22 protein-coding genes are annotated in these 22,568 nt (G+C 34.4%); 4 read left to right on the top strand and 18 right to left on the bottom strand.

The features are described 5' to 3' along the window. Positions 1-91: 91 nt before the first annotated feature. From holA to FC72_RS01215, 18 genes are all read right to left on the bottom strand, one after another. Positions 92-1,105 (bottom strand): DNA polymerase III subunit delta, encoded by a 1,014-nt coding sequence (gene holA / locus FC72_RS01300; RefSeq protein ID WP_057763985.1) that lies wholly within the window; start codon positions 1,103-1,105, stop codon positions 92-94. Then, a complete protein-coding gene (locus FC72_RS01295) occupies positions 1,080-3,188 on the bottom strand; it encodes a DNA internalization-related competence protein ComEC/Rec2 (protein ID WP_235805128.1) in 2,109 nt (702 codons plus the stop codon). Before FC72_RS01295 ends, holA begins: the two co-directional genes overlap by 26 nt. Before the next feature lie 147 nt (positions 3,189-3,335). After that, on the bottom strand, positions 3,336-3,926 hold the full coding sequence (locus tag FC72_RS01290) for a helix-hairpin-helix domain-containing protein (RefSeq protein ID WP_057763980.1): 591 nt from the start codon (positions 3,924-3,926) through the stop codon (positions 3,336-3,338). Positions 3,927-4,006: 80 nt separating this feature from the next. Next, positions 4,007-5,050 (bottom strand): SepM family pheromone-processing serine protease, encoded by a 1,044-nt coding sequence (locus FC72_RS01285; protein WP_083480710.1) that lies wholly within the window; start codon positions 5,048-5,050, stop codon positions 4,007-4,009. Between the two features lie 5 nt (positions 5,051-5,055). Next, positions 5,056-5,547, bottom strand: a complete 492-nt coding sequence (gene coaD, locus FC72_RS01280; protein WP_057763978.1) for a pantetheine-phosphate adenylyltransferase — start codon at positions 5,545-5,547, stop codon at positions 5,056-5,058. Between the two features lie 2 nt (positions 5,548-5,549). Continuing rightward, complete coding sequence (gene rsmD, locus FC72_RS01275) at positions 5,550-6,098, bottom strand: 16S rRNA (guanine(966)-N(2))-methyltransferase RsmD (RefSeq protein ID WP_057763976.1); 549 nt, start codon at positions 6,096-6,098, stop codon at positions 5,550-5,552. A gap of 2 nt (positions 6,099-6,100) precedes the next feature. Then, a complete protein-coding gene (locus tag FC72_RS01270; protein WP_057763974.1) occupies positions 6,101-6,367 on the bottom strand; it encodes a YlbG family protein in 267 nt (88 codons plus the stop codon). A gap of 4 nt (positions 6,368-6,371) precedes the next feature. Beyond that, the gene (locus tag FC72_RS01265) at positions 6,372-7,550 is read right to left on the bottom strand and encodes an FtsW/RodA/SpoVE family cell cycle protein (protein WP_057763972.1); all 1,179 of its coding nucleotides are present in this window, start codon (positions 7,548-7,550) and stop codon (positions 6,372-6,374) included. 143 nt (positions 7,551-7,693) lie between these two features. Beyond that, on the bottom strand, positions 7,694-9,559 hold the full coding sequence (gene typA / locus FC72_RS01260; protein WP_057763963.1) for a translational GTPase TypA: 1,866 nt from the start codon (positions 9,557-9,559) through the stop codon (positions 7,694-7,696). A 66-nt stretch (positions 9,560-9,625) separates the two neighbouring features. After that, a complete protein-coding gene (locus tag FC72_RS01255) occupies positions 9,626-10,402 on the bottom strand; it encodes an inositol monophosphatase family protein (protein WP_057763961.1) in 777 nt (258 codons plus the stop codon). Continuing rightward, positions 10,386-10,679, bottom strand: coding sequence for a UPF0223 family protein (locus tag FC72_RS01250; protein ID WP_057763959.1), 294 nt, complete (start codon positions 10,677-10,679; stop codon positions 10,386-10,388). The genes FC72_RS01255 and FC72_RS01250 overlap by 17 nt, the downstream gene beginning before the upstream one ends. Before the next feature lie 143 nt (positions 10,680-10,822). Continuing rightward, entirely contained in the window at positions 10,823-12,250 is a 1,428-nt protein-coding gene (gene lpdA, locus FC72_RS01245) for a dihydrolipoyl dehydrogenase (protein ID WP_057763957.1), read from the bottom strand. A 7-nt stretch (positions 12,251-12,257) separates the two neighbouring features. Beyond that, entirely contained in the window at positions 12,258-13,550 is a 1,293-nt protein-coding gene (locus tag FC72_RS01240; RefSeq protein ID WP_057763955.1) for a 2-oxo acid dehydrogenase subunit E2, read from the bottom strand. Positions 13,551-13,594: 44 nt separating this feature from the next. Continuing rightward, positions 13,595-14,572 carry an alpha-ketoacid dehydrogenase subunit beta gene (locus FC72_RS01235; protein WP_057763953.1) on the bottom strand — a complete coding sequence of 326 codons (978 nt, stop codon included), beginning with the start codon at positions 14,570-14,572 and terminating at the stop codon, positions 13,595-13,597. A 2-nt stretch (positions 14,573-14,574) separates the two neighbouring features. Further along, positions 14,575-15,675 (bottom strand): pyruvate dehydrogenase (acetyl-transferring) E1 component subunit alpha, encoded by a 1,101-nt coding sequence (gene pdhA / locus FC72_RS01230; protein ID WP_057763950.1) that lies wholly within the window; start codon positions 15,673-15,675, stop codon positions 14,575-14,577. A gap of 153 nt (positions 15,676-15,828) precedes the next feature. Then, entirely contained in the window at positions 15,829-16,827 is a 999-nt protein-coding gene (locus FC72_RS01225; protein ID WP_057763949.1) for a D-2-hydroxyacid dehydrogenase, read from the bottom strand. 21 nt (positions 16,828-16,848) lie between these two features. Further along, positions 16,849-17,601: an LrgB family protein gene (locus FC72_RS01220; protein ID WP_057763947.1), complete on the bottom strand. Its 753-nt coding sequence runs from the start codon at positions 17,599-17,601 to the stop codon at positions 16,849-16,851. Further along, the gene (locus tag FC72_RS01215; protein WP_201781784.1) at positions 17,598-18,023 is read right to left on the bottom strand and encodes a CidA/LrgA family protein; all 426 of its coding nucleotides are present in this window, start codon (positions 18,021-18,023) and stop codon (positions 17,598-17,600) included. The genes FC72_RS01220 and FC72_RS01215 overlap by 4 nt, the downstream gene beginning before the upstream one ends. A gap of 879 nt (positions 18,024-18,902) precedes the next feature. On the opposite strand from FC72_RS01215, the gene def reads away from it, so the two are divergent. The 4 genes from def to FC72_RS01195 all read left to right on the top strand — a co-directional run bounded on the left by def (position 18,903) and on the right by FC72_RS01195 (position 22,492). Beyond that, entirely contained in the window at positions 18,903-19,463 is a 561-nt protein-coding gene (def, locus tag FC72_RS01210; protein WP_057763945.1) for a peptide deformylase, read from the top strand. A 130-nt stretch (positions 19,464-19,593) separates the two neighbouring features. Continuing rightward, complete coding sequence (locus tag FC72_RS01205; protein WP_057763943.1) at positions 19,594-19,806, top strand: DNA-directed RNA polymerase subunit epsilon; 213 nt, start codon at positions 19,594-19,596, stop codon at positions 19,804-19,806. A 3-nt stretch (positions 19,807-19,809) separates the two neighbouring features. Next, on the top strand, positions 19,810-21,498 hold the full coding sequence (gene rnjA / locus FC72_RS01200; protein WP_057763942.1) for a ribonuclease J1: 1,689 nt from the start codon (positions 19,810-19,812) through the stop codon (positions 21,496-21,498). 43 nt (positions 21,499-21,541) lie between these two features. Then, a complete protein-coding gene (locus FC72_RS01195) occupies positions 21,542-22,492 on the top strand; it encodes a diacylglycerol/lipid kinase family protein (RefSeq protein ID WP_057763940.1) in 951 nt (316 codons plus the stop codon). The last annotated feature ends 76 nt before the right edge of the window (positions 22,493-22,568 follow it).

Here is a 22,568-nt window from a genome sequence, read left to right as displayed (position 1 = left end):
TACGAACCACAAATGATTGACAGTACCAATCATTCGTGATTCTAGACTATGTTCCGGTGGCAGACCGCCTTTTGTCACACTCTTTTTTATTTTATGCAAATTTGGCAATAAACAGATCAAATAGTAATTCCTTATCACCTTGACCAGACTTAATTTGGTAATCTAAATCTACAATGGAGTGGAACATTAAAATCAATTGCTGAATCTCCAAGTTTCTAGCCTGTTTAAGAGACATCTTAACTCTATACGGATGTAATTTAAGACTCTTAGATATCGTTGATTCGGATAGTCCTCTTTCACTTAATATTTTTGTCTGTATCAGTGTTCTCAATTGAGACATTAATATTGCCACCAACAAGATTGGATCAATTTTTTGTAATAAAAATTGTTGATACAACTCCTCGGCTTGATAAATGTTTTGAGCCAATATTTGATTCATCAATTCAAAGACATTATCATCCAAACTTTGCGGAACCAATTCGCTAACCGCTTTTTCATCAATTACTTTGGACTGCATTGCATATAGTTTTAATTTATCAAGCTGATTAACTACTTGAGAATAATTCCCCTGCGTTTTATTTATTAGTAAATCTAGTGCCTCTCGATCAATACTATAACCATCATTTTTTAAGTCCATATTAACAGTATTGGCTAAACGTCCACTATCCATCTTACTGGCATCAACAGTAGTTACAGATTTTTTAAGCTGCTTTACTACTTTTTTACGCGAATCCAATTTTTCATAAGTGGCAAAAATAACCATTATAGTTGATGGTGTAGGATTTTTAACATATTCCGTCAATAAATCCATATTTTGTTCTACAAAACTTTTAGATTTTTCTCCAGTCAAAAAATAAGGATGATTAATGAATACTAATCTTTTTTCTCCAAAAAAGGGAGCAGATATTGCCTCATTTATTGCATCATCTAAAGAAGTATCCTCTAAATCAAATGAAGAGAAATTCATATCTCTTTCTTCTGGTAATAATAAATCTTTAAATGCATTTTCTACTTGCTTAACAAAAACCTCTTCTTTTCCAGTTACAAGATAAACATTTTTAATATTTGATTTTTTCAATTCACTCTTTAATTCTGATATTTTCAATTACTTCACCCTTTAAAAAAGTTTTTATCTTGTTTTCCTGAACAAACGGATAATAATACCAAGTAATCATACCATAATCCGCGGTATTCATATGAGCAACTCCATATTTATCGAGTCTATTAATCGTTTCCTTACTTGGATGACTATATCTGTTGTTTACCCCTGCAGATATTAAAGCTAAATTTGGCTTTACCTCATTTAAAAGATTATCTCCAGTAGATGTTTTAGAACCATGATGCCCAGCTTTCAAGTAATCTATTTTAATCTTATAGTCATTTAATATTTTTTCTTCACCAGCAATATCCAAGTCACCAGTAAATAGCCAGTTTTTCTGATTTACTTTTGCTAATAGAGTAAGTGAGTCACCGTTCTCACCTACACTCTTTCTTTTAGGCCATAAAACATTCCAGCTTATCCCGTTAGCCTCAAAAAAATCTCCTTGCTTTAATGAAGAAAATTTTATATTAGGATAATTAATAATAATATCTCTAATCGACTTATTATCTTGCATGCCTGTACCAAAGCTCACCTCTGAAACCGGAAACTTTTTCAATAAAGTGGGTAGATTACCCATATGATCTACATCCTTATGCGATAAAAACACTCTATCTATGTTACTTATCCCTTGTGATTTTAAATAAGGTATCGTCGAAGTCTCAACTTGATTTTTAATATTTCTAATTTGCCAATCTTTTTGCGGAAATGATAATTTGCCACCGGTATCTACTAAAAATGTTTTCCTGACAATTGGTGTCGTGGCCAAAATACTATCACCTTGTCCAACGTCTATTATCGAAACCTGTCCAAATAGAGGAAACTTATTAAAAGAAATCGCCATAGAAAAAGTAGCAATATAACTAATTAAATACTTATTTTTAAGCTTGGTCTCTGTTAAATTGAACAAACTTAAAACTATCATTATAAAAACAATTAATAAAGAAAATTTCCCAGTAATAATTATAAAACTTTGATCTTGCGAGATATCTTCTAAAAATGAGTAAACAAATTCGAAAAAATCATTAACAAAATTCCAAATTTTTAAATTGGGTAAAACAGCCACTAAAAGCGTCGTCGGAAGAATTATATATGTAAAAAATGGAACAAATATCAAATTTGCTAGCAAAACTAACCAACTGATCTGATAAGTATAATTACAAATTAAAGGTAAACTAACTAAATTCAACTTTGTTGTAGAAACTATAGAGCTACTTCCTTCATATAAGAATAGCAACGAAAAAGACAAAAGGAAACTCAGTTGACCACCCATATCTAAAATTGATTTAGGTTGAATAAGCAAGCAAATAATCATTGTTAGACTAAAAATATCTAATCGACTTAAGTTTAATCTACACTTCGAGATCACTATAGCCAGTAAAGACAAAATAATAGCTCTCCATATTCCTATTTTTGATCCAGCTAAGATTCCATACAGTGGCAATAAAATTAGTAAAATAAAATCCGTCGTTTCTTTGGTGATTTTAAGCGTCGAAAGGAATTTTCTAAAAAAAGTTACAAATATCAAAACATGTAATCCAGATAAACTAAAGAGATGAATAATTCCAAGTACACTTAAACTGTTGAAAAATTCTTTCTCGCTTCCATCATCGTAACCCAATAATAAACTTTGGCTGTGTATCTTTAACCATTTAGGTAATTTGTCTAATTCTTTAATGATATGTATTCGTAAAACATTTATTCTGTCAAAAGATGTTTTAGGAACATATTTTTCAATCTTATCTATTTTGGATAACTTAATTGAATAATAGATATTTCTATGGCTCAAAAAATTACTGTAATCAAATTCACCTGGATTTCTAGTTATCGGGATTTTTTCAACCTTATCAATTGAAGTTCTAACTTTAATTGGATCAGACAATGAACTAAAAAAGGCTTTCTCCTTTTGGCTCGTTAATCTATAAGTAAATTTCACCTTTTGATCATCTTTTATCGTATCACCACTAACTAAATCTCCATTTACTCTAAAATGATCCGGAAAGAAAACCAACTCCGATTCACCTGAATAAATTTCAGCCGTATGAGTTGTATTTGCTCTGACGAAAAAAAGTCCTCCAACTAGTATCATCACTACTAAAAGTACCTTATTTTTAAGAAAACTTACGCGCAATGAAATTATCAACAGTAGAACAATCCAAATAATATAAGACTTACTATTTAATGTTGCGGAAATACAGTAACAAAATAATGCCGGAAAAATCAGATAGTTCTTCATTTAAACAGTCAGTTGATCCTTTAAAGATTCTAATGTCTTGTCTCCTATTCCAGATACTTTTGTTAGATCCTTTAACTCTTTGAAAGTCCCGTTCTGTTCCCTAAATTCTATAATTTTTTGAGCTTTCTTAGGCCCAATACCAGTAACAGATTGAAAATCTTCAACTTTAGCAGTATTTATATTAACCTTCTTATCAGTTGCTTTTGTACTGGCCGAAATATTACCAGATGATTCATCAATTTGCGGAACAATGATTTGCATTTGATCGGTTACTTTTTGTGCTTGATTAATTTGTTTTACGTCAGCATTTTCAGTCAAGCCACCAGCAACTTTAATGACTTCTTGAACAATTGCACCATCTTTAAATTGGTAAACTCCTGGCGATTTAACTGCTCCTTGAATATCAACCATTAATAATTTATTTTGTTCTTTTTTGGGTGACTCAGACTTTTTCTGAATTGATTCTGATTTTATAGCCACAGATTTAGGTTGTGTATTTTTGCTGTGTGTCCATGCACCCAATCCTATTAAGATAAACACGCAAAAAATAATTATCATATTCTCTCGGAACAGTTTCAAAATTTTTTCCATTTATTTCACCTCAATAAAAACTACGGTAACAATTTTGAAAATGGCCGAAAAAAAAAGCATCGAAATAAAATTCGATGCTTTTAATTATTCTCAAGATATTTGATGGCTTCATTCAAAGACTTAACTGGTACGATTTTCATCTTAGTATTTATCTTTTTTGCAGCTTTCTTAGCCAAATGATAATTATTTACATAACTAGGATCATACTTCTTAATTTCTTTTGTAACTGGATCATCAGGCGCAAAGAAGATAGTTGCTCCTTCTGCAGAAGCAGCATATACTTTCTTCTCAATTCCACCTATTGGCCCAACTGTGCCATCAGGAGAAATAGTACCAGTCCCGGCAACAATACGGTCCCTTTTCAAGTTCTTATTGGTGATCTGTGAATAAACTTGTAATGTAAACATTAACCCTGCCGAAGGTCCACCAATATCGCCTGCATTGATTTTTGTTGGTGGTGTTCCCTTAGCTTCAGTATTATCAGTTAAAGTAATTCCTAACCCATAACGCTTAGTACTAGCTAATTTTACTAATTTACCACTTGCCGACTTCTTTTTGCCATCCCTGGTAAAATTGATCTTAACGGTAGCTTTTCTACTTTGCTTACGAACATATTTTATAAATTGATTTGAATTCTTAAACTTATAGCCATTGATAGAACTAATTGTATCTCCAACTTTTAGTTTATTCTTAAAATCTGAATTTCCTAAAATATCCATAACATAAACACCCATATACCTTTTGGTAAATGGTTTATCTGCTGCAGAATAAGCCGCTTGTACGGCATTATTAGTTGCTGATCTCATATAGTACTGCTGAACTTGCATGTATTGTTGATCAGTTTCTTTACCCATCAGATCTTCTCTGGAGTAAATAGTTTCAAAATCATTTCCAACTGAGCGTAATAAAGTAAATGGTGTACCTTGCATGATTCCAACAGTGGTTAATAAAAAGTCACCTTTCTTTTTATCATGCTTTCCATCTACCTTAACGTATTGTGAGGTCGATTCCGCACTACCAGGAACTTCCAAATAGTATTTGGTTGGAAAAGTAAAGAACGCTAAAACAATGATAAAAAGAAAAATCCCACCAAAAATCTTATTTCTAGTTTTATTAAATTTCAACAGATCTATTCCTTCCGCAATTTCTTAACCAAAGACTTAGCAACATCATCAGGGACAAATTTAGAAACATCCCCACCGAACTTAGCAACCTCTTTGATCATTGATGATGATATATTAGCATATTTAGAATCCGCTAATAAAAATACTGTTTCAATCTCTGGATTTAGGGATCGATTCATTGAAAAAACGCCAGCTTCGTAACTAAAATCACTGGAATTGCGCATTGATCGTACCAAAACATTGGCTCCGTATTCTTTAGCAAGCTTGGTTGTCAATTGCTCTTTACCATCAATTACTTTTACATTTTTTAAATCGCCTATTTCAGCTTCGATAAAAGCTTTTTTTTCTTCATAATTAAACATATAATTTTTAGAATTATTAGTCATAGTAGCGACAATCAATTCATCAAACAACTTGGATGCACGACGAATAATTGTTAAATGACCATTAGTTACAGGATCAAAACTGCCTGCATACATTCCAATTCTATTTGGCATAACTATCCCCCAAATTGATACATTGCAACTCTTGTATCTTTATAATCTTTTTCTTTAATAAGAGTAATTTTATCAGAAGACAACTTAACATTATAATCCGTTTCGTCAACAATAATTGCTCCATCATTTAATAAATTGGTTTCAATCATATCTAGAATTATTTGTTCAGTTATCTTCATCCTGTATGGTGGATCCAAAAATACTAAATCGAACTTAACACCTTCATCTGAAAACTGTTTTAAAGCCTCTGTTGCCGACTTTTTTATAATCGAAAACTGGTCTTCATGACGTGTCTTTTCTACATTTTCTTTAATAATATTAATTGCCTTATATGCCTTATCAACTAGATATGCTTTTTCAAACCCTCTAGAAACCGCTTCAATTCCTAAACTACCGGTTCCAGCAAATAAGTCTAATGCTGTGCCATTATTGAGATAAGGTGTCAACATACTAAAAATGGCCTCTTTTACTTTGGCAGATGTAGGTCTGGTGTTATTTCCAGGAACGGGTTTTAAATTTAATCCTCCAAAAGAGCCTGATACAACTTTCATAGCTAATCTCCTAACTCATCGGTTTTCTTTTCTTTTAATACATAATGATCATCAAGTTCTTTGCGATGAGCCATAGTAACTCGCTTAACATACTTTTTATTGATTAATTCTTTTCTAACCTCAGAGGCTCGATTTGAATTAACATACAACATTACATACTTCATTTTTGGTGAAGAATAATAAATCGTCCCATAACGTTGTAACTTCTTTTTCCATTTCATTGAGTAGACCCAGACGTACATAGCCTGACGTTCCACTTTTTTGTACATAAAATCACCTGTGTTTTTCTGTAATAAATTTGTCTGTTGCTTCAAGGTTTAAAACAATTCCTAACGAGAATGAAAGAATCAATAAACTTGAACCACCATAACTTATAAATGGTAATGTAACACCTGTTAGTGGCAATAGTCCTAATAGTCCGCCAACATTAAAGGCCGTCTGTGCAAATAACATAATTGCAACACCGTAATATACTAATACATTATATGTATTGGCAGACTTAATGCCTAAATAAAGTAACCTAAAAATAACCAGACTTAATAGTCCTAACACAATAAATACGCCAACTAGCCCTAATTCTTCACTAATAATAGCCAAAATAAAATCAGTATGGGGCTCTGGAAGGTATCCTCTTTTTTGAATACTATTTCCTAATCCAACACCAAATATCCCACCATTACTAATCGCATAAAATGAATTTACTAACTGGTTTCCTGAAGTTCTCTCTAACTTAAACGGATGGAACATAGCTAGAATACGTTGATACTGGTAGTTTTTTACAATAAAGCTGGGCTGAAATTTTGCTATCCAAAGTATTCCAGCAACAAAAGCGGCCATTAGACTACCATCTAGTTTAACTATATGACTAAAGGGAATAGAAGATGATGAAATCAAAACAATTGTAATTAACCCTAAAATTGCTGCACCACCAATATCAGGTTGACAGGCAACAAAAATTATAATTGCCAAAATCGTTATTACGGGTTCTCTTATAACTTTTAAAGAATCAAACAATTTGTCATTTTCCAAAAGACTACTTTTTCTACTAGTCAAAATATATGCTAAATATAAAATCAAAGTTATCTTAGCTAACTCAAGTGGCTGAAAGCTAATAAATCCTAAATTAAACCAAGCTGAAGCTCCATTGATCCTACTACTTGGATTTAATATAGCTCTGGCTAACAGCAATATTAACGATCCTAATGTGATGAACAACAATATTGCTCTAATTCTAGCACTCTTAAACAATCTAACTTTCAGCATAAAAGTTATAAAAAACACTATCAATCCCATAATTGAATACAGGCCTTGTTTTATCAGATATGTATTGGTACTTCCACCATGTGACATGGAATTATAAAAACTGGCGGAATACACCATTACAACACCAATACCCAGAAGTATGATGTATGGAATTAAAATCCACAAGTCAATTAACTTTAATTTTTTCACATTAATACTCCTAAAATCTAATAATAAGATTATACCACCAATCAAATATGGCGTATAGAATTGCAAAATACTGATAGAATAAATGATTTTAGGGTATAAAAAAAGGTATAACATCAAATGACGTTATACCTTATTAAGCTATATTAAGCCTTCTTAGACATTTTTCTTTGCTTGTCATACTTCTTACGTTCGTTAGTATTAAGAATCTTCTTACGTAATCTAACGCTTTCAGGTGTTACTTCACAAAGCTCATCTTCATTTAAGAACTCAATTGATTGTTCTAGTGACATTTCTTTAGGAGTCTTGATAGCAGCAGCATGGTCTTTACCAGCAGCACGAGTATTTGTTAGGTTCTTACCCTTTGTAACTGTAACGGCAATATCTTGATCACGGTTACTTTCACCAACGATCATACCTTCATAAACATCAACACCGGCACCGATAAATAATTGTCCACGATCTTCAACTGATTGCAAACTATATGTAGTTGATGGACCTTGGTTAATTGAAACCAAAGCACCAGTTCTTCTACCAGGTTCCCAATTCTTAACAACAGGTTTGTATTCTTCAAATGTGTGGTTCATGATACCATAACCACCAGTCATTGATAGGAACTCTGTTGAGTAACCGATCAAACCACGTGAAGGTGCTGAGAAGATCAAACGTGTTTGACCATTTCCAGTACTTTCCATGTTCTTCATGTCACCTTTTCTTTGTGACATTGAGTCAATAACTGATCCAACATATTCATCAGGTGTATCGATAGTTACCTCTTCAAATGGTTCACTATTTACACCATCAACATTCTTGTAGATTACTTCTGGACGAGATAGTTGTAATTCAAATCCTTCACGTCTCATTTCTTCAACAAGGATAGACAAGTGAAGTTCACCACGTCCTGAAACCATCCAAGCACCAGCTTGGTCAGTATTCTCAACCTTAAGTGAAACATCAGTATGCAATTGTTTTCTCAAACGTTCTTCAATCTTTCTAGCAGTAACTTCTGTACCTTCACGACCAGCGAATGGTGAGTTGTTTTGTAAGAACATCATTTGTAGTGTTGGTTCGTCAATACGTAATAATGGAAGTGCTTCTTCATGATCAACTGGACATACAGTTTCACCAACATAGATATCTTCCATACCAGAAACGGCAATTAAGTCACCAGCTTTAGCTTCTTGAACTTCAACACGATCTAGTCCTAAGAAACCAAAGATCTTTGTAACACGGAAGTTCTTTGTTGATCCATCCAGCTTCATAACTGTAACGTTATCACCGATTTTGATCTTTCCACGGAATACACGACCAATACCAATACGTCCAACATAGTCGTTATAATCAAGCAATGCAACTTGGAATTGTAATGGTTCATCTGAATTATCAACAGGAGCAGGAATTGTCTTCAAGATTGTATCAAACAATGGGTCCATAGTGTGTTCTTGTGCAGCTGGATCTGAATCATAACTTGATGTTCCGTTAATAGCTGAAGCGTAAATAACAGGGAAATCAAGTTGTGAGTCATCAGCACCTAATTCGATAAACAATTCAAGAACTTCGTCAACAACTTCTTCAGGACGAGCACCTGGTCTATCAATCTTGTTGATAACAACGATTGGTGTAAGATGTTGTTCCAAAGCTTTCTTTAGAACAAAACGTGTTTGAGGCATAGTTCCTTCGTATGCATCAACAACAAGCAAAACACCATCAACCATCTTCATGATACGTTCAACTTCACCACCGAAGTCGGCGTGTCCTGGTGTATCCAAGATATTGATTTTCTTTCCTTTATAATCAACGGCTGTATTCTTTGAAAGAATTGTGATACCACGTTCCTTTTCGATAGCGTTAGTATCCATAGCACGATCTTGAATTTGGTAATGTTCCCCTAATGTGTCTGATTGTTTTAGCATTTCATTAACTAAGGTTGTCTTACCGTGGTCAACGTGGGCGATAATGGCAATATTTCTAATATCTTCTCTTAATTTAGTCAAAGTACTTCTTCCTTCCATCAAATAGTAATGCGACTGGATTACTTGCAATAAAAAAACTGTGATTGTAATTCACAGTTTCAGTTATTATTTTTTAACTGTCTTTAATACTTCAGAAATAACTTTCTGAGTACCAACTATTACGACTTGTGATTTTAGCATATTTATTGGGCTATCGTCAATAGTTGCGACCCTCAAACCTAGACTTTCACAGAGTACTCGTCCTGCAGCTAAATCCCAAGGAGCTAAATAAGACATATATAAAACTTCTCTACCAAAAATCAAATGTTCAAAGATAATTCCCGCACTACCATATATTCTAAGTCCGCTACTCTTCTTAACAACGGCTTGAGAATTAAAACGATCAGCCATGACCATAGGCCAACTTATATCAACTAATCCTTCTGGTAATGATTGGTTTTTAGGACTGATTACTTTTTCATCATTTTTAAATACTCCATAATCAGGTCCACCATGATAGATCTCTTTTTTAACAACATCAATTATTGCGCCTAGAAACGGTTTGCCATCAAGATAAACTCCTATCATTGAGGCAAAATCATCGCGTCGTTTCACAAAGTTCATTGTACCATCAATTGGATCAACAAAGAAAACTAATCCTGACATATTATTAACTACATCGCCATATCCTTCTTCACTTACAATAGCAGCTTCGGAATATTTTTCTTTGATTTTTTCTACTACTAGTTTTTCAGTCGATTTATCAAAGTTAGTAACCAGATCAATTCGACTGCTCTTTGTGTCAACTGATTTATCTTTAGACGAATCAATTAATAGCTTATCTCCAATTTCACTCAGAAGGTCAACTAAAAATTCATCCATTTCTTTAATGTCTATCTTCATATCTAACCCTTACTTTCTCATTTTCAGGTGTTGTCTTACTTTGCTTAAATACTTTATAGATGGAATAACCTGATTCGGTCTCAAATTCATGATCCAGACGCTTTTGTTCCATCTTCATTGGTACCACCTGTTGAAATGATCGATATTTGTCCAAAAAAGTTTCTCGTTTAATACCATGCTCGTATGCTGCCTCAACAGCATTATATAGTGCCATCACCGTAATTATTTCATTATTATTCCAATCTTCATCTAATGGATAACTATAGTTTTCACGCATCAGTATTCCCCTTTTCAACCATTTACTATACTATACAAAAAAAGTGATGCACTTGCATCACCTATCCAATAATTTAAAAAGATGTCCAACCCAAAAAAGATCAGAAATCCCTCTCAGGAATCTCTGATCTTTATTTATTTGTATTAAATATGTGTAGGATAACCGATAAGAATATCAGCTGCTTCTTGAATTGGTTCACCCAAGGTTGGATGTGGATGAATTGTCAAGGCAATATCCTCGGCATTCAATTGACAGTTAACAGCAACACTTAATTCAGAGATCAAATCACTGGCACCTGGTCCAACAATTTGTGCACCGATAAGTGTACCTGTATCTTTCTTAGCAATCAATCTTACAAATCCTTCTGGAGCATCAAGTGATACGGCACGTGCATTACCAGCAAATGGGAACTTAGCTGATGATACTTCAATACCTTTATCTTTTGCTTCAGCTTGTGTCATACCAACACTCGCTAATTCAGGGTCTGTAAAGCAGACAGCAGGAACACCGATAAAGTCATTAGCAGTCTTCTTACCTGAGATTGCACCAGCGGCAGTTTTAGCTTCAAAGAATGCCTTGTGAGCCAAAGCTGGTCCAGGAACAATATCACCAATAGCATAAATGTTTGGTACGTTTGTACGGCCTTGTTCATCAACTTCGATAAGTCCACGATCAGTAGTCTTAACAGATGTCATTTCAAGACCAAAGTTGTCTGTATTTGGACGACGTCCTACAGTTACCATGCAGTAATCTGCAACAACTTTTTCTTCTTTACCATCAACTTCATAAGTAACAGTAACGTTGTCTTTAGAATTTTCACCCTTCTTAGCCATAGCGTTATTAATAATTGTAACGCCCTTCTTTTCAAGGTTCTTCTTAACAACTGAAACCATATCTTTTTCAAAGTTAGGAATGATTTGTGGTGTACCTTCAAGGATAGTAACATGTGCACCTAAATCAGCATAAGCACCAGCTAGTTCAGTACCAACATATCCACCACCGATGATTACAAGTTCCTTAGGAACTTGTTTAAGGTTCAAACCGCCAGTTGAATCAATAATTCTGTCTTCAAACTTGAAGCCTTTGATTTCAACGGGACGACTACCAGTAGCAAGAATTAAATTCTTGAACTTGATTGTTTGTCCACCACCGTTGTCCATAAATTGACGAGGGCCAGCAGGCATTATACGTAGTTGTGTATCATTATCCAAGTATGCTTCACCTTGAATTAATTCAACCTTGTGTTTCTTCAAAAGCATGTTGACACCATTTGTCATACGTTTAACAACTTTTTCGTCTTTCCATGCTTGTGTCTTTGTGAAGTCAACTGTGGCTTCCTTTGTTGTAATACCATATGTCTCGGAGTGTTTAGCTTGTTGTAATCTGTGTCCAGCAGTAATCAAAGCCTTTGAAGGCACACATCCAACATTTAAACAAACACCACCAACGGTATCTGATTTTTCAATAACGGTTACTGATTGTCCTAATTCAGCGGCACGAATAGCGGCAACATATCCGCCGGGTCCTGAACCAATGATAACAGTATCTTTTTCTACAACATTATCTGCCATTTTTAAACTAGCCCTCCATTAGTAGCATATCTGGTTCATGCAATAATTTCTTCAATAGATTCAAGGCATTTTGTGCCAAGGCACCATCGATTAGTCTGTGATCATAACTCAATGAAAGCTTCAACATCTTACCAACTTGGATGTTTCCGTCTTCATCAACGTAAGGTTCATTAGCAATCTTACCAACACCCAAAATAGCACTTTCAGGTTGGTTGATAACTGGTGTAAACCAGCCACCACCGATTGAACCAACGTTACTGATAGTGATTGAACCACCAGACATTGACTTAGCATTCAACTTGTTATCATATGCAGCTTGTGTATTTTCTGAAATTTCCTTGGCAATTTCGAACATTCCCTTGGAATCAGCATCTTTAATATTTGGTACATACAAACCATGATCAGTATTTGTAGCAATACCAACATTGTAATAATGTTTGTAAACAATTTCTTCAGTTGTATCGTCAATAGAAGCGTTAAATTCAGGATATTCCTTCATAACAGCAACTAATGCCTTAACAATATATGGTAAGAATGTTAACTTAATATCCTTATCAGCGGCAACTGCCTTATATTTCTTACGGTTAGCCATCAATGCTGAAACTTCAACATCATCAAAACTTGTAACGTGTGGAGTTCTGTGCTTAGAATTTGACATTGCCTTAGCAATTGCCTTTCTAGTCATAGTCATCTTTTCACGTGTTTCAAGTTCAGGATTATCTGACTTGTAAGGTTTGATAGCTGTTGCAGTTGAAGCAGGTGCAGCAGCGGCTGCTGGTGCTGCTTCTTTAGCAGGTGCAGTAGCAGCTGAACCGTTGAATCCTTCAACATCAGCCTTTGTAATTTGTCCATGTTCACCAGTTGGTGTAACTTGTGATAGATCAACACCCTTATCACGAGCTAATTGACGTACTGATGGCATTGCAAGATAGTCAGCATTGGCAGCTCCTGTTGCTTCCTTAGCAGGTTCTGCAGCTGGTGCTGCTTCTTCTTTTTCAGCTGGTTTTGCGTCATCATCTGATGCAGCAGCTGGAGCTTCATCGTCGTCACCTGTATCAGCTGATCCATCATCAATAACGATCAATGTATCACCGATTTCTACAGTTTGTCCTTCTTGAGCAACGATTTGTTTAACAGTACCTGAGACTGGTGATGGTAATTCCTCAACAGACTTATCATTTTGGATTTCAACTAAAGAATCATCTTCTTTAACTGTGTCTCCTTCTTTAACAAGCCAGCTAGCGACTTCACCTTCGGCCATTCCTTCGCCTAGTTCTGGTAGCTTAAATTTAAATGCCATGGCTAGAATCCTCCCCTTCAATTACCTATTATTAGTAGTTTTTATTAATAATTTAAGATTTCTCTTACTTTTTCTTCAATTTCCTCTTCGCCTGGAATCCAAATATCTTCGGATTGAGCAAATGGGTAAACACTGTTTGGAGCGGCAACTCTACCAATAGGTGCATCAAGAGACATAATGGCTTTTTCTGAAATAGCTGAAGCAACTTGTGCTCCAACACCAGCCATCTTTTGAGCTTCTTGTACAATTACAACTTTGTGTGTCTTTTCAAGTGACTTGAAAATTGTTTCTGTATCAATAGGTGAAACCGTTCTTAGATCAATAACTTCAACTGAGATCTTTTCTTCAGCTAATTTATCAGCAACTTTAAGTGCTTCGTTAACTTCTGCACCGTAAGCTACGATTGTGATATCTGTACCTTCACGTGAAACATTAGCTTTATCCAATGGAACTGTATATTTGCCATCAGGAATATCATCCTTCATTGAACGATATAGCTTAAGGTTTTCCATAAATAGAACAGGGTCATTGTTTTCAACTGATGAAATCAATAGTCCCTTAGCATCGTATGGATTACTTGGCATAACAACACGTAGTCCTGGTGTACCTGTGAAGTAGTTTTCCAAGTTATCAGCGTGCATTTCAGCAGTATGTGTACCACCACCATAAGGTGTACGGATAGTAACAGGTGCTGTTTGTTTGCCGTCAAAGCGGAAGCGCATTCTTGCTTGTTGTCCAACAATTTGATCAACAGCTTCAAATGAGAATCCCATAAATTGGATCTCAGGAATTGGACGCCAGCCAGTTACACCTAGACCAGTAGCCATACCTAAAATACCTGATTCAGCTAATGGAGTATCGAAGACACGATCTTCGCCATATTTTTCTTGTAGGCCTTGTGTAGTTCTAAATACACCACCGTTTTTACCAACATCTTCACCGAAGATTAATGTCTTTGGATCTTCGTCTAAGACAATGTCAAGTGCGTCAGTAATTGCTTTAATATAGGTTTTCTTTGCCATCGTTACTTCGACTCCTTTTCTTCAAATTTTGCAATTTCTTCTTTAATTTCTGGAGTTGGAACCTCAAATGTACGTTTCAACATAGCTGGTACTGTATCTGGTTCAACAGCATCTGCTTCCTTGATAGCGTCCTTGAATGATGATTTGTATTCATCAACAAGTTTTTCTTCGTCCTCGTCTGACCATAGACCTTTGTCTTCAAGAACTTTTCTTAAACGAATCAATGGATCCTTATCGAACCAAGGTTTTGTTTCTTCTTCAGTTCTGTAACGTTTAGGATCATCACCAGCACTTGAGTGAGCACCGTAACGATATGTTAATGTTTCAATCATAACTGGACCATTACCAGCTGTAATATATTCACGTGCAGCTTGAGCAACCTTGTAGCAAGCCAAAATATCCATACCATCAACTTGTACACTTGGAATACCAGCAGCAACAGCCTTTTGAGCTAGTGTTGGAGCAGCAGTTTGTTTCTTACGAGGTGTTGAAATGGCAAAGCCATTATTTTGAACAATGAATAATGCTGGAGCTTGGAAAGCACCTGCAAAGTTCATTCCCTCATAACTATCACCTTGAGAAGTACCACCATCACCAGTGTATGTAAATGCAATAGCATCTTCACCATTTTTCTTGAGACCTAATGCAACACCAGCAGCTTCATTATAAGCAGCACCAATAATGATTTGTGGCATCATAGCACGTGCATCATATTTGTTACCTACAACATGTCCTCTTGACCAAAGGTATGCTTCTGTAACAGTAGCACCATGTTGAATCAATTGAGGAATATCACGATAAGCTGGTAATAAGTAGTCTTGCTTCTTCATTGCTAAGACAGTACCCATCTCAGAAGCTTCCTCACCTTCTGTTGGTGCGTAGAATCCCATACGTCCTTGACGTGAAAAGTTCATAGTTTGTTCGTGCAATGCACGTTCCCAAACCATTTTCTTCATAAATTCTACTAAGTCATCATCTGAAAATGAATCAAATACCTTTTGATCCACAATTTCAGCGTTTTCATTTAAAACTTGTATTGGCTTTGGATTATTTGATAAATCTTTTTTAATAGTTTCAAAGTCAACAATCGGTTTGTTTGCCATTCTCTACAGTCCTTTCATTAAAGAAACTCACCCGTCCAACCTGCATTGAAAGGGCTTTCACACTCTTAATACTATCATTGTTTATGAAAAAAACAAGGGGTTTTTAACCGCTTTCAATAAAAAAATTCATTATTTAGTTTGTGAATTAATTAACTATTTTGCTAATTTAATCTCATTTTTTGAGGTACCAGTTTCTAGCTCTTCTACCATAGAATCAAGAGAGATTGTAGCCATGTTCTTTACCGCTCTAGTAGTGTAAAAGGCGATATGTGGTGTGATGATAAATTTAGGGTTACTAACCATGGCCTTTAGAAGTTCATCATTTAGTTCACCATTGGAAAGATCACTATTGAAAATTCCAACCTCATTTTCGTAAACATCCAAGACAGCACCATCTAATTTACCGCTCTCCACTGCATCGTATAGGTCTTTTGTTTTAATTAAATCGCCACGACCAGTATTGACTACAATAGCTCCATTTTTCATTTCTGAAATTGTTTCTTCATTAATAACAGTATTACCCTTACCAAGACTAGGAAGATGTAATGTTACTACGTCAGAATTTTTTAGAAGTTCGTCTAAACTATCAACATATAGACCTTGCTTCTCAATATCTGGATTGTGAAATTTATCGTAAGCGATTACATTTGCACCAAAACCTTGATAAATTTTAATAGCAGCTCTACCAATTCTTCCGGTACCAGCAACACCAACAGTAAGCGAATTTAACTCTCTTCCGATATCTGGAGCCCATCTAAAGTCATGATTATCGACTTTTCTGATCATTGATTTCATGTTTCTTAATAGTGCCATAAGACCAGTTACGGAATATTCTGCAATAGCTTCTGGTGAATAACTTGGAACATTTGTAAGTCTAATATTATTTTTAATAAGTGCATCCATAGGTAAGTTATCAGTACCGACATTTCTCAAAGAGATTACATGGATTCCATATTCATTCATCTTGTCAAAAATAATCGGATCATAAGGTAATTGTTGATATGCAACAACTCCATCGTAGCCTTTTGCGGCTTCAATAGTTTCTGCTGTTAAAAGATCAGTAACAATCTTTACTTCAATATCATTTTCCTTTGACCAATCCTTGATATATTGCATTTCATCTTCTCTTACACCGTAGTCAATAAGTTTCATAATAATTTCTCCTTAAAAAAGTTATTTTAAACCGATCAATCGTGCAAATAATGGAACAACAATATTGGTTACAATTCCAACAACGATAACGGCAATCGATGCCATTGCGCCTTCAATGGAACCAAGCTTTACTGCCTTGGCTGAACCGATTGTATGTCCAGAAGTACCTAAACCTAATCCTATACCAATTGGATCAGTGTCAAGCTTCAGCCACTTAACAAGCTGATCCCCTATTGCTAATACAATCACCGAATTTAAAATTACCGTCATAGCAGTTATGGCAGGTATACCGCCAATACTTGTTGATAATGGTAATGCAATAGCCGTAGTGGCTGACTGAGGTAATAATGAGGCAATTTCTGAATTGCTTAAATTCAAAGCTCTACATATATAGTAGATAATAATCAAACTAATAAATAATCCAACTACCAAAGATAATAATATTTCGAGCCAATAATCTTTAACAATATCGTTTCGTTTATATAAAGGAATTGCAAAAGATATCGTGGCTGGTCCTAAGAACCAAAATAAAAGATTGGCACCAATAAAATTATCTTTTCCTCCATGCCAAAAAGCGTCATAGATCAAAGTAGAAGAAACTCCCATAGCATGTTCTAAAACCCAGAGAACAAAAATACCTAATATCATTCCGACAAACAGTGGTTGAAATAAAAAGAAATTATTAAAACGATTAAATAAATATAGCCCTATTAAATAAACAACCACTGAAACAAAGATTCCAAAAAAAGTATTATTGATAAACTGCATAATCATTCCCTCCTGTTTCTAATTTTTCTACTAATAGAAATAAAAAGTCGTGTAGTAAAAGTAACAGTTACCAATAAGACAATTGTTGAAGCAATGATCGCAATGAACAAAGTAATTCCGTCCTCTTTGATCAAATCCAGACTCTTGTACATTTGAATACCAGATGGAACAAAGAAAACTCCAATAATTCCAATTAAAAAACCGGAAAGCTTTTCGACTTGATGTAGTTTAACTACATGCGTCGTTAAAAGCACATAGAGAATTATTAATCCCCACACTGGTACAGGTACTGGAAAAGCCTTGGGCATTATTAATGACAAAATATTAGATACAAACAATACCGCAGCAAAAATTCCGAGCTGAATTATTACTGGAGAAGCATCTTTTTGCTCCTCTTCGATAATCCGTTCTTTTTCAGTTTTGTTCATAAGTATATTCCCCTTCTAGCTATGCTGAAAACGGTTACATCGGTGTGCGAGCTAATCTTATCACGATTCGTTCAAGGTTGACAACTAAGTTAGATTAATCACATTCAATGACTGAATATTATAAATAAATTTTAAAACTCTTTATTATCAATAAGAAATAACATTCATTATAGTTATTTGATTCACAATTATCATTTTATTGTCATTTATTAATAAATTTTGCAAAAAAATATTTTAAATGGATATATACAAAGCCCAAAGGCTATTAACCATATAGCCATATCATCAATAGTCAAATATCTTTGAAAGAACTGATGAATACGTAAATTGCAACTTCTAAAAATATGAAAAAGTGAAAACTACCTTTAAGAAAACATATCTTTACGAACATTGCTATAGAATTTGAAATTACTAATAACTATTCTTTATAAAGATTTCACGAAGTCGATCAAAAACACTTGAATTTACTAATTTAAAATTTTCAAAAAATATCTCTGAACAGTCGAAAATTTTATTTATTAATATCATAGATAAAAGCTTATAACATCATAATCTATTCAAGAAAAACACATCGATTAATCGAAAATCATTTCAGAAAGTTTTACGTAAAACTTGAAAAATCATTTTCCGTAATTTGCGTATTTTAAGTGGTTTTTAAAAAGGAACACTCACAAATCAATGAAATTTTTCCAATTTCAAAGTTAAATTTTCCAAATATTTTTACCGATCAAATTTTGGACAGATCCAACTATATAGTCTTAAAATTAATAATGTAGGAATTTTGTAAAGTAATTTAAGTTATATTTCATTTTTTAACGTAAAATAATTTATAATAGATAGTATCGATATAAACTCAAATCTAAATATCTGGAGGAAATTATGTATTTAATGAAAGACATCGTTCGCGATGGTGACCCTGTATTAAGAAAAGTATCCCAAAAGGTTGAATTCCCTTTGAGTGACGAAGACAAAAAATTGGCCGACGATATGATGGAATATCTAATCAACAGTCAAGATGAAAAAATTGCTGAAAAGCATCAACTACGTGCTGGTGTTGGACTTGCTGCACCTCAAGTTGGTGTATCCAAAATGATGGCATCTGTTCTAGTTCCAGCAGAAGATGGCTCTGATAAACCACAATTGAAGATAACGTTGATAAACCCTGTTATCGTTAGAAATTCTGTACAAAATGCTGCCCTTTCTGAAGGAGAAGGTTGCCTCTCAGTAGATAAAGATGTGCCTGGTTTCGTACCTCGTTCAGATCGTATTACTATTAAGTATGATGATTTTGACGGTAATTCTCAGACATTACGTGTTAGAGATTATCCAGCAATTGTTTGCCAACATGAAATCGATCACTTAAATGGACATTTGTACTACGATAAAATTGATAAAAAACAACCATTTGAACTTGATCCAAGTACCGTAGTAATTTCATAAAAACCGCTAAGTATACTTGATAACAGTTATATGTTACACTGATGTCATCTGTATTATTGCACGTTTAATGGACAAGAAAAGAATAAACGAAGCTGACCTGTTTCGTTAATAACCAAAAGGAGAAAACAATTTGATTTATAAAGTTTTGTATCAAGAAAGCGAACTAGATAACCCCCGTCGTGAATTTACTAAGTCACTCTATGTAGACGCTGACTCAAGTATCGAGGTTCGTGAAGAAGTTGAAAAAAATACAAAGTACCACATAGAATTCATTCAGGAGCTTGATGAAAAGCATTTGGAATATGAACAAAAAGACCCTTCATACAAGCTTACGGAGTTTTAATTAATGTCGTTTAAAGTTAAAAATAACGAAGTTGCCGTTTTTGCCATCGGGGGCCTTGGCGAAATTGGTAAAAATATGTACGGTGTTCAATACCAAGATGAACTAATAGTTATTGATGCCGGAATTAAATTTCCCGAAGATGACTTATTAGGAATCGACTACGTCATTTCTGATTATAGTTATCTTGTTCAAAACCAGGATAAAATCAAGGGATTATTTATCACTCATGGTCACGAAGATCATATTGGTGGTATTCCCTTCTTACTTCAAAAGTTACCTAATATACCTATATATGCCGGTCCATTAGCCTGTGCTTTAATAAAAGGTAAACTTGAAGAACATGGTTTACTCAGAACTACTAAAATGTACCCCATTGAAGAAGACGCAGTTATAAAGTTTCCTAAAACTAGTGTTTCATTCTTCAGAACAACTCATTCAATTCCAGATACCTTAGGTGTTGCTGTTCATACACCACAAGGTACTATTGTAGAAACTGGTGACTTTAAGTTCGACTTAACACCAGTAGCTGGTTTACCAGCGCCTAATTTACAAAAAATGGCACAATTAGGACAAGAAGGTGTTTTATGCTTACTATCTGATAGTACAAATGCTGAAATACCTACTTTTTCTAAATCAGAAAGATCAGTTGGATTAACGATCCACCAAATATTTGAAACAATTAAAGGAAGAATAATTTTTGCTACCTTTGCTTCTAATATTTATCGTGTATCTCAAGCGGTCGACGCTGCAATGCAACAAGGACGAAAAATTGCAGTCTTTGGACGAAGTATGGAATCCGCAATTGCAAATGGACGTGAGCTTGGATATTTAAATATTCCTGATGATATGATCATCGATCCTCACGAACTTAATCAAACACCAGCAAGTGAAACATTGATACTATGTACCGGTTCACAAGGTGAACCTCTTGCAGCTTTAAGTAGAATTGCAAATGGTACTCATAGACAAATCAGTATTCAACCAGGTGATACAGTTATCTTTTCAAGTAACCCAATCCCTGGTAATACAATCAGTGTTAACCATTTGATCAACCAATTATCTGAAGCTGGTGCTGAAGTTATTCATGGTAAAGTTAACAACATTCACGCTTCTGGACATGGTGGTCAAACTGAACAAGAATTAATGCTTCGTTTAATGAAGCCAAAGTTCTTTATGCCAATCCACGGTGAATACAGAATGTTAAAAATCCATACTGAGTTAGCTGCTTTATGTGATGTGCCAATGGATCACTCTTTCCTACTAGAAAACGGCGATGTTTTAGCATTAACTAAAGATTCAGCCCATGTAGCCGGACACTTCCCTGCTGGAGATGTTTATGTCGATGGTAAAGGTGTCGGAGATATTGGTAATGTAGTTATTCATGACCGACAAGTACTTTCTGAAGAAGGTATGGTCGTTGTCGTTGCAACAATTGACTATCAAAAACATATTGTACTTGCAGGACCTGATATTTTATCACGTGGTTTTGTTTATATGCGTGAATCAGGGGAATTAATCAATCAAGCACAAAAACGTGTCTTCCACTTGATTAAGAGTGCTTTTGATAATGAGGAAAAAGTTACTGAAGCGTCATTGAAACGAATTATAATTGAGGGATTGCAAGAATTTCTATACAAGCGTACAGCAAGAAATCCTGTAATTTTACCAATGATAATTTCCACTTCTATTTAAGCAGATCAATTGATCTGCTTTTTTTATTTTTAAGGGGTTTATTATGACAAAGATCAAAAAATTGGAGATAATTCTCAATCGCAAAGCCGGAAATGGTGAATCAGTGCGAGTCTGGAAAAGTATAAAGATGTTTTTGAAAAAAAATCAGATAGATTTTCAAATTCATTCAACTCAAAAAAATGGTGACGGGATTAGGATTGCTAAAAATCTTGCCGACAAAATCGATAAACAGACAAAAATATTAGTTTTAGGTGGAGATGGAACTTTAAATCAGTCAGTCAATGGAGTAAAACTTTCTAAAAATCCAAATACTCCTTTAGCCTATATACCAGCAGGATCTGGAAACGATTTTAGTAGAGGTATCAAACTAAATCATGTAAAACCAATAGTATTACTACAAGATATCCTATCAATGCAAGAACCACGATCAATTGATATTGGCAAGGCTACTTTCTCTGATAAAACAAAGTATTTTGTAAATAACATCGGTATTGGCTTCGATGCTAATACAGTCTATACGACCAACCATTCCAAAAGAAAAGATTTACTTAATAAAATGAAACTAGGAACGTTGGCGTATGTCTCCAGTTTGATTAAAGTTATCAAGGAACAAGGGGCATTTCCATTAACAGTTACAACTAAACATGGCATGAAAAAATTTGACCAAGCTTATATTGTTTCGGCTACCAACCATCCCTACTTTGGTGGTGGAATTGCTATCGATCCATTAGCAACACCGTTTGATGGCAAATTAGATCTAGTTGTTGTCAATAAAATAAAAGGTAAAACCTTTATAAAACTATTTACTAAACTACTGACGGATGGCTCACACCTAAAGGATGAAAACGTCTGGCATATTCAATCCAGTGAATTTACCTTAAGCAGTTTACATAACGAATATGGTCAAATGGATGGCGAAGAATTAAAACCTCAAGAATTTGATATAAACTTTGAGGTTTCATCACATCCATTCTGGTTACCAGTTGAAAAATAAAACATGAAAAAAGAGTCGTATGGTACTGCAACTATTTTTTGAGACAATAAAATAAAAGCACTTCTATTATTGGGTT

It is taken from the genome of Companilactobacillus tucceti DSM 20183 (assembly GCF_001434665.1).
GTDB classification, from domain to species: Bacteria; Bacillota; Bacilli; order Lactobacillales; family Lactobacillaceae; genus Companilactobacillus; species Companilactobacillus tucceti.
This window is presented reverse-complemented; position numbering and strand designations above follow the sequence as displayed.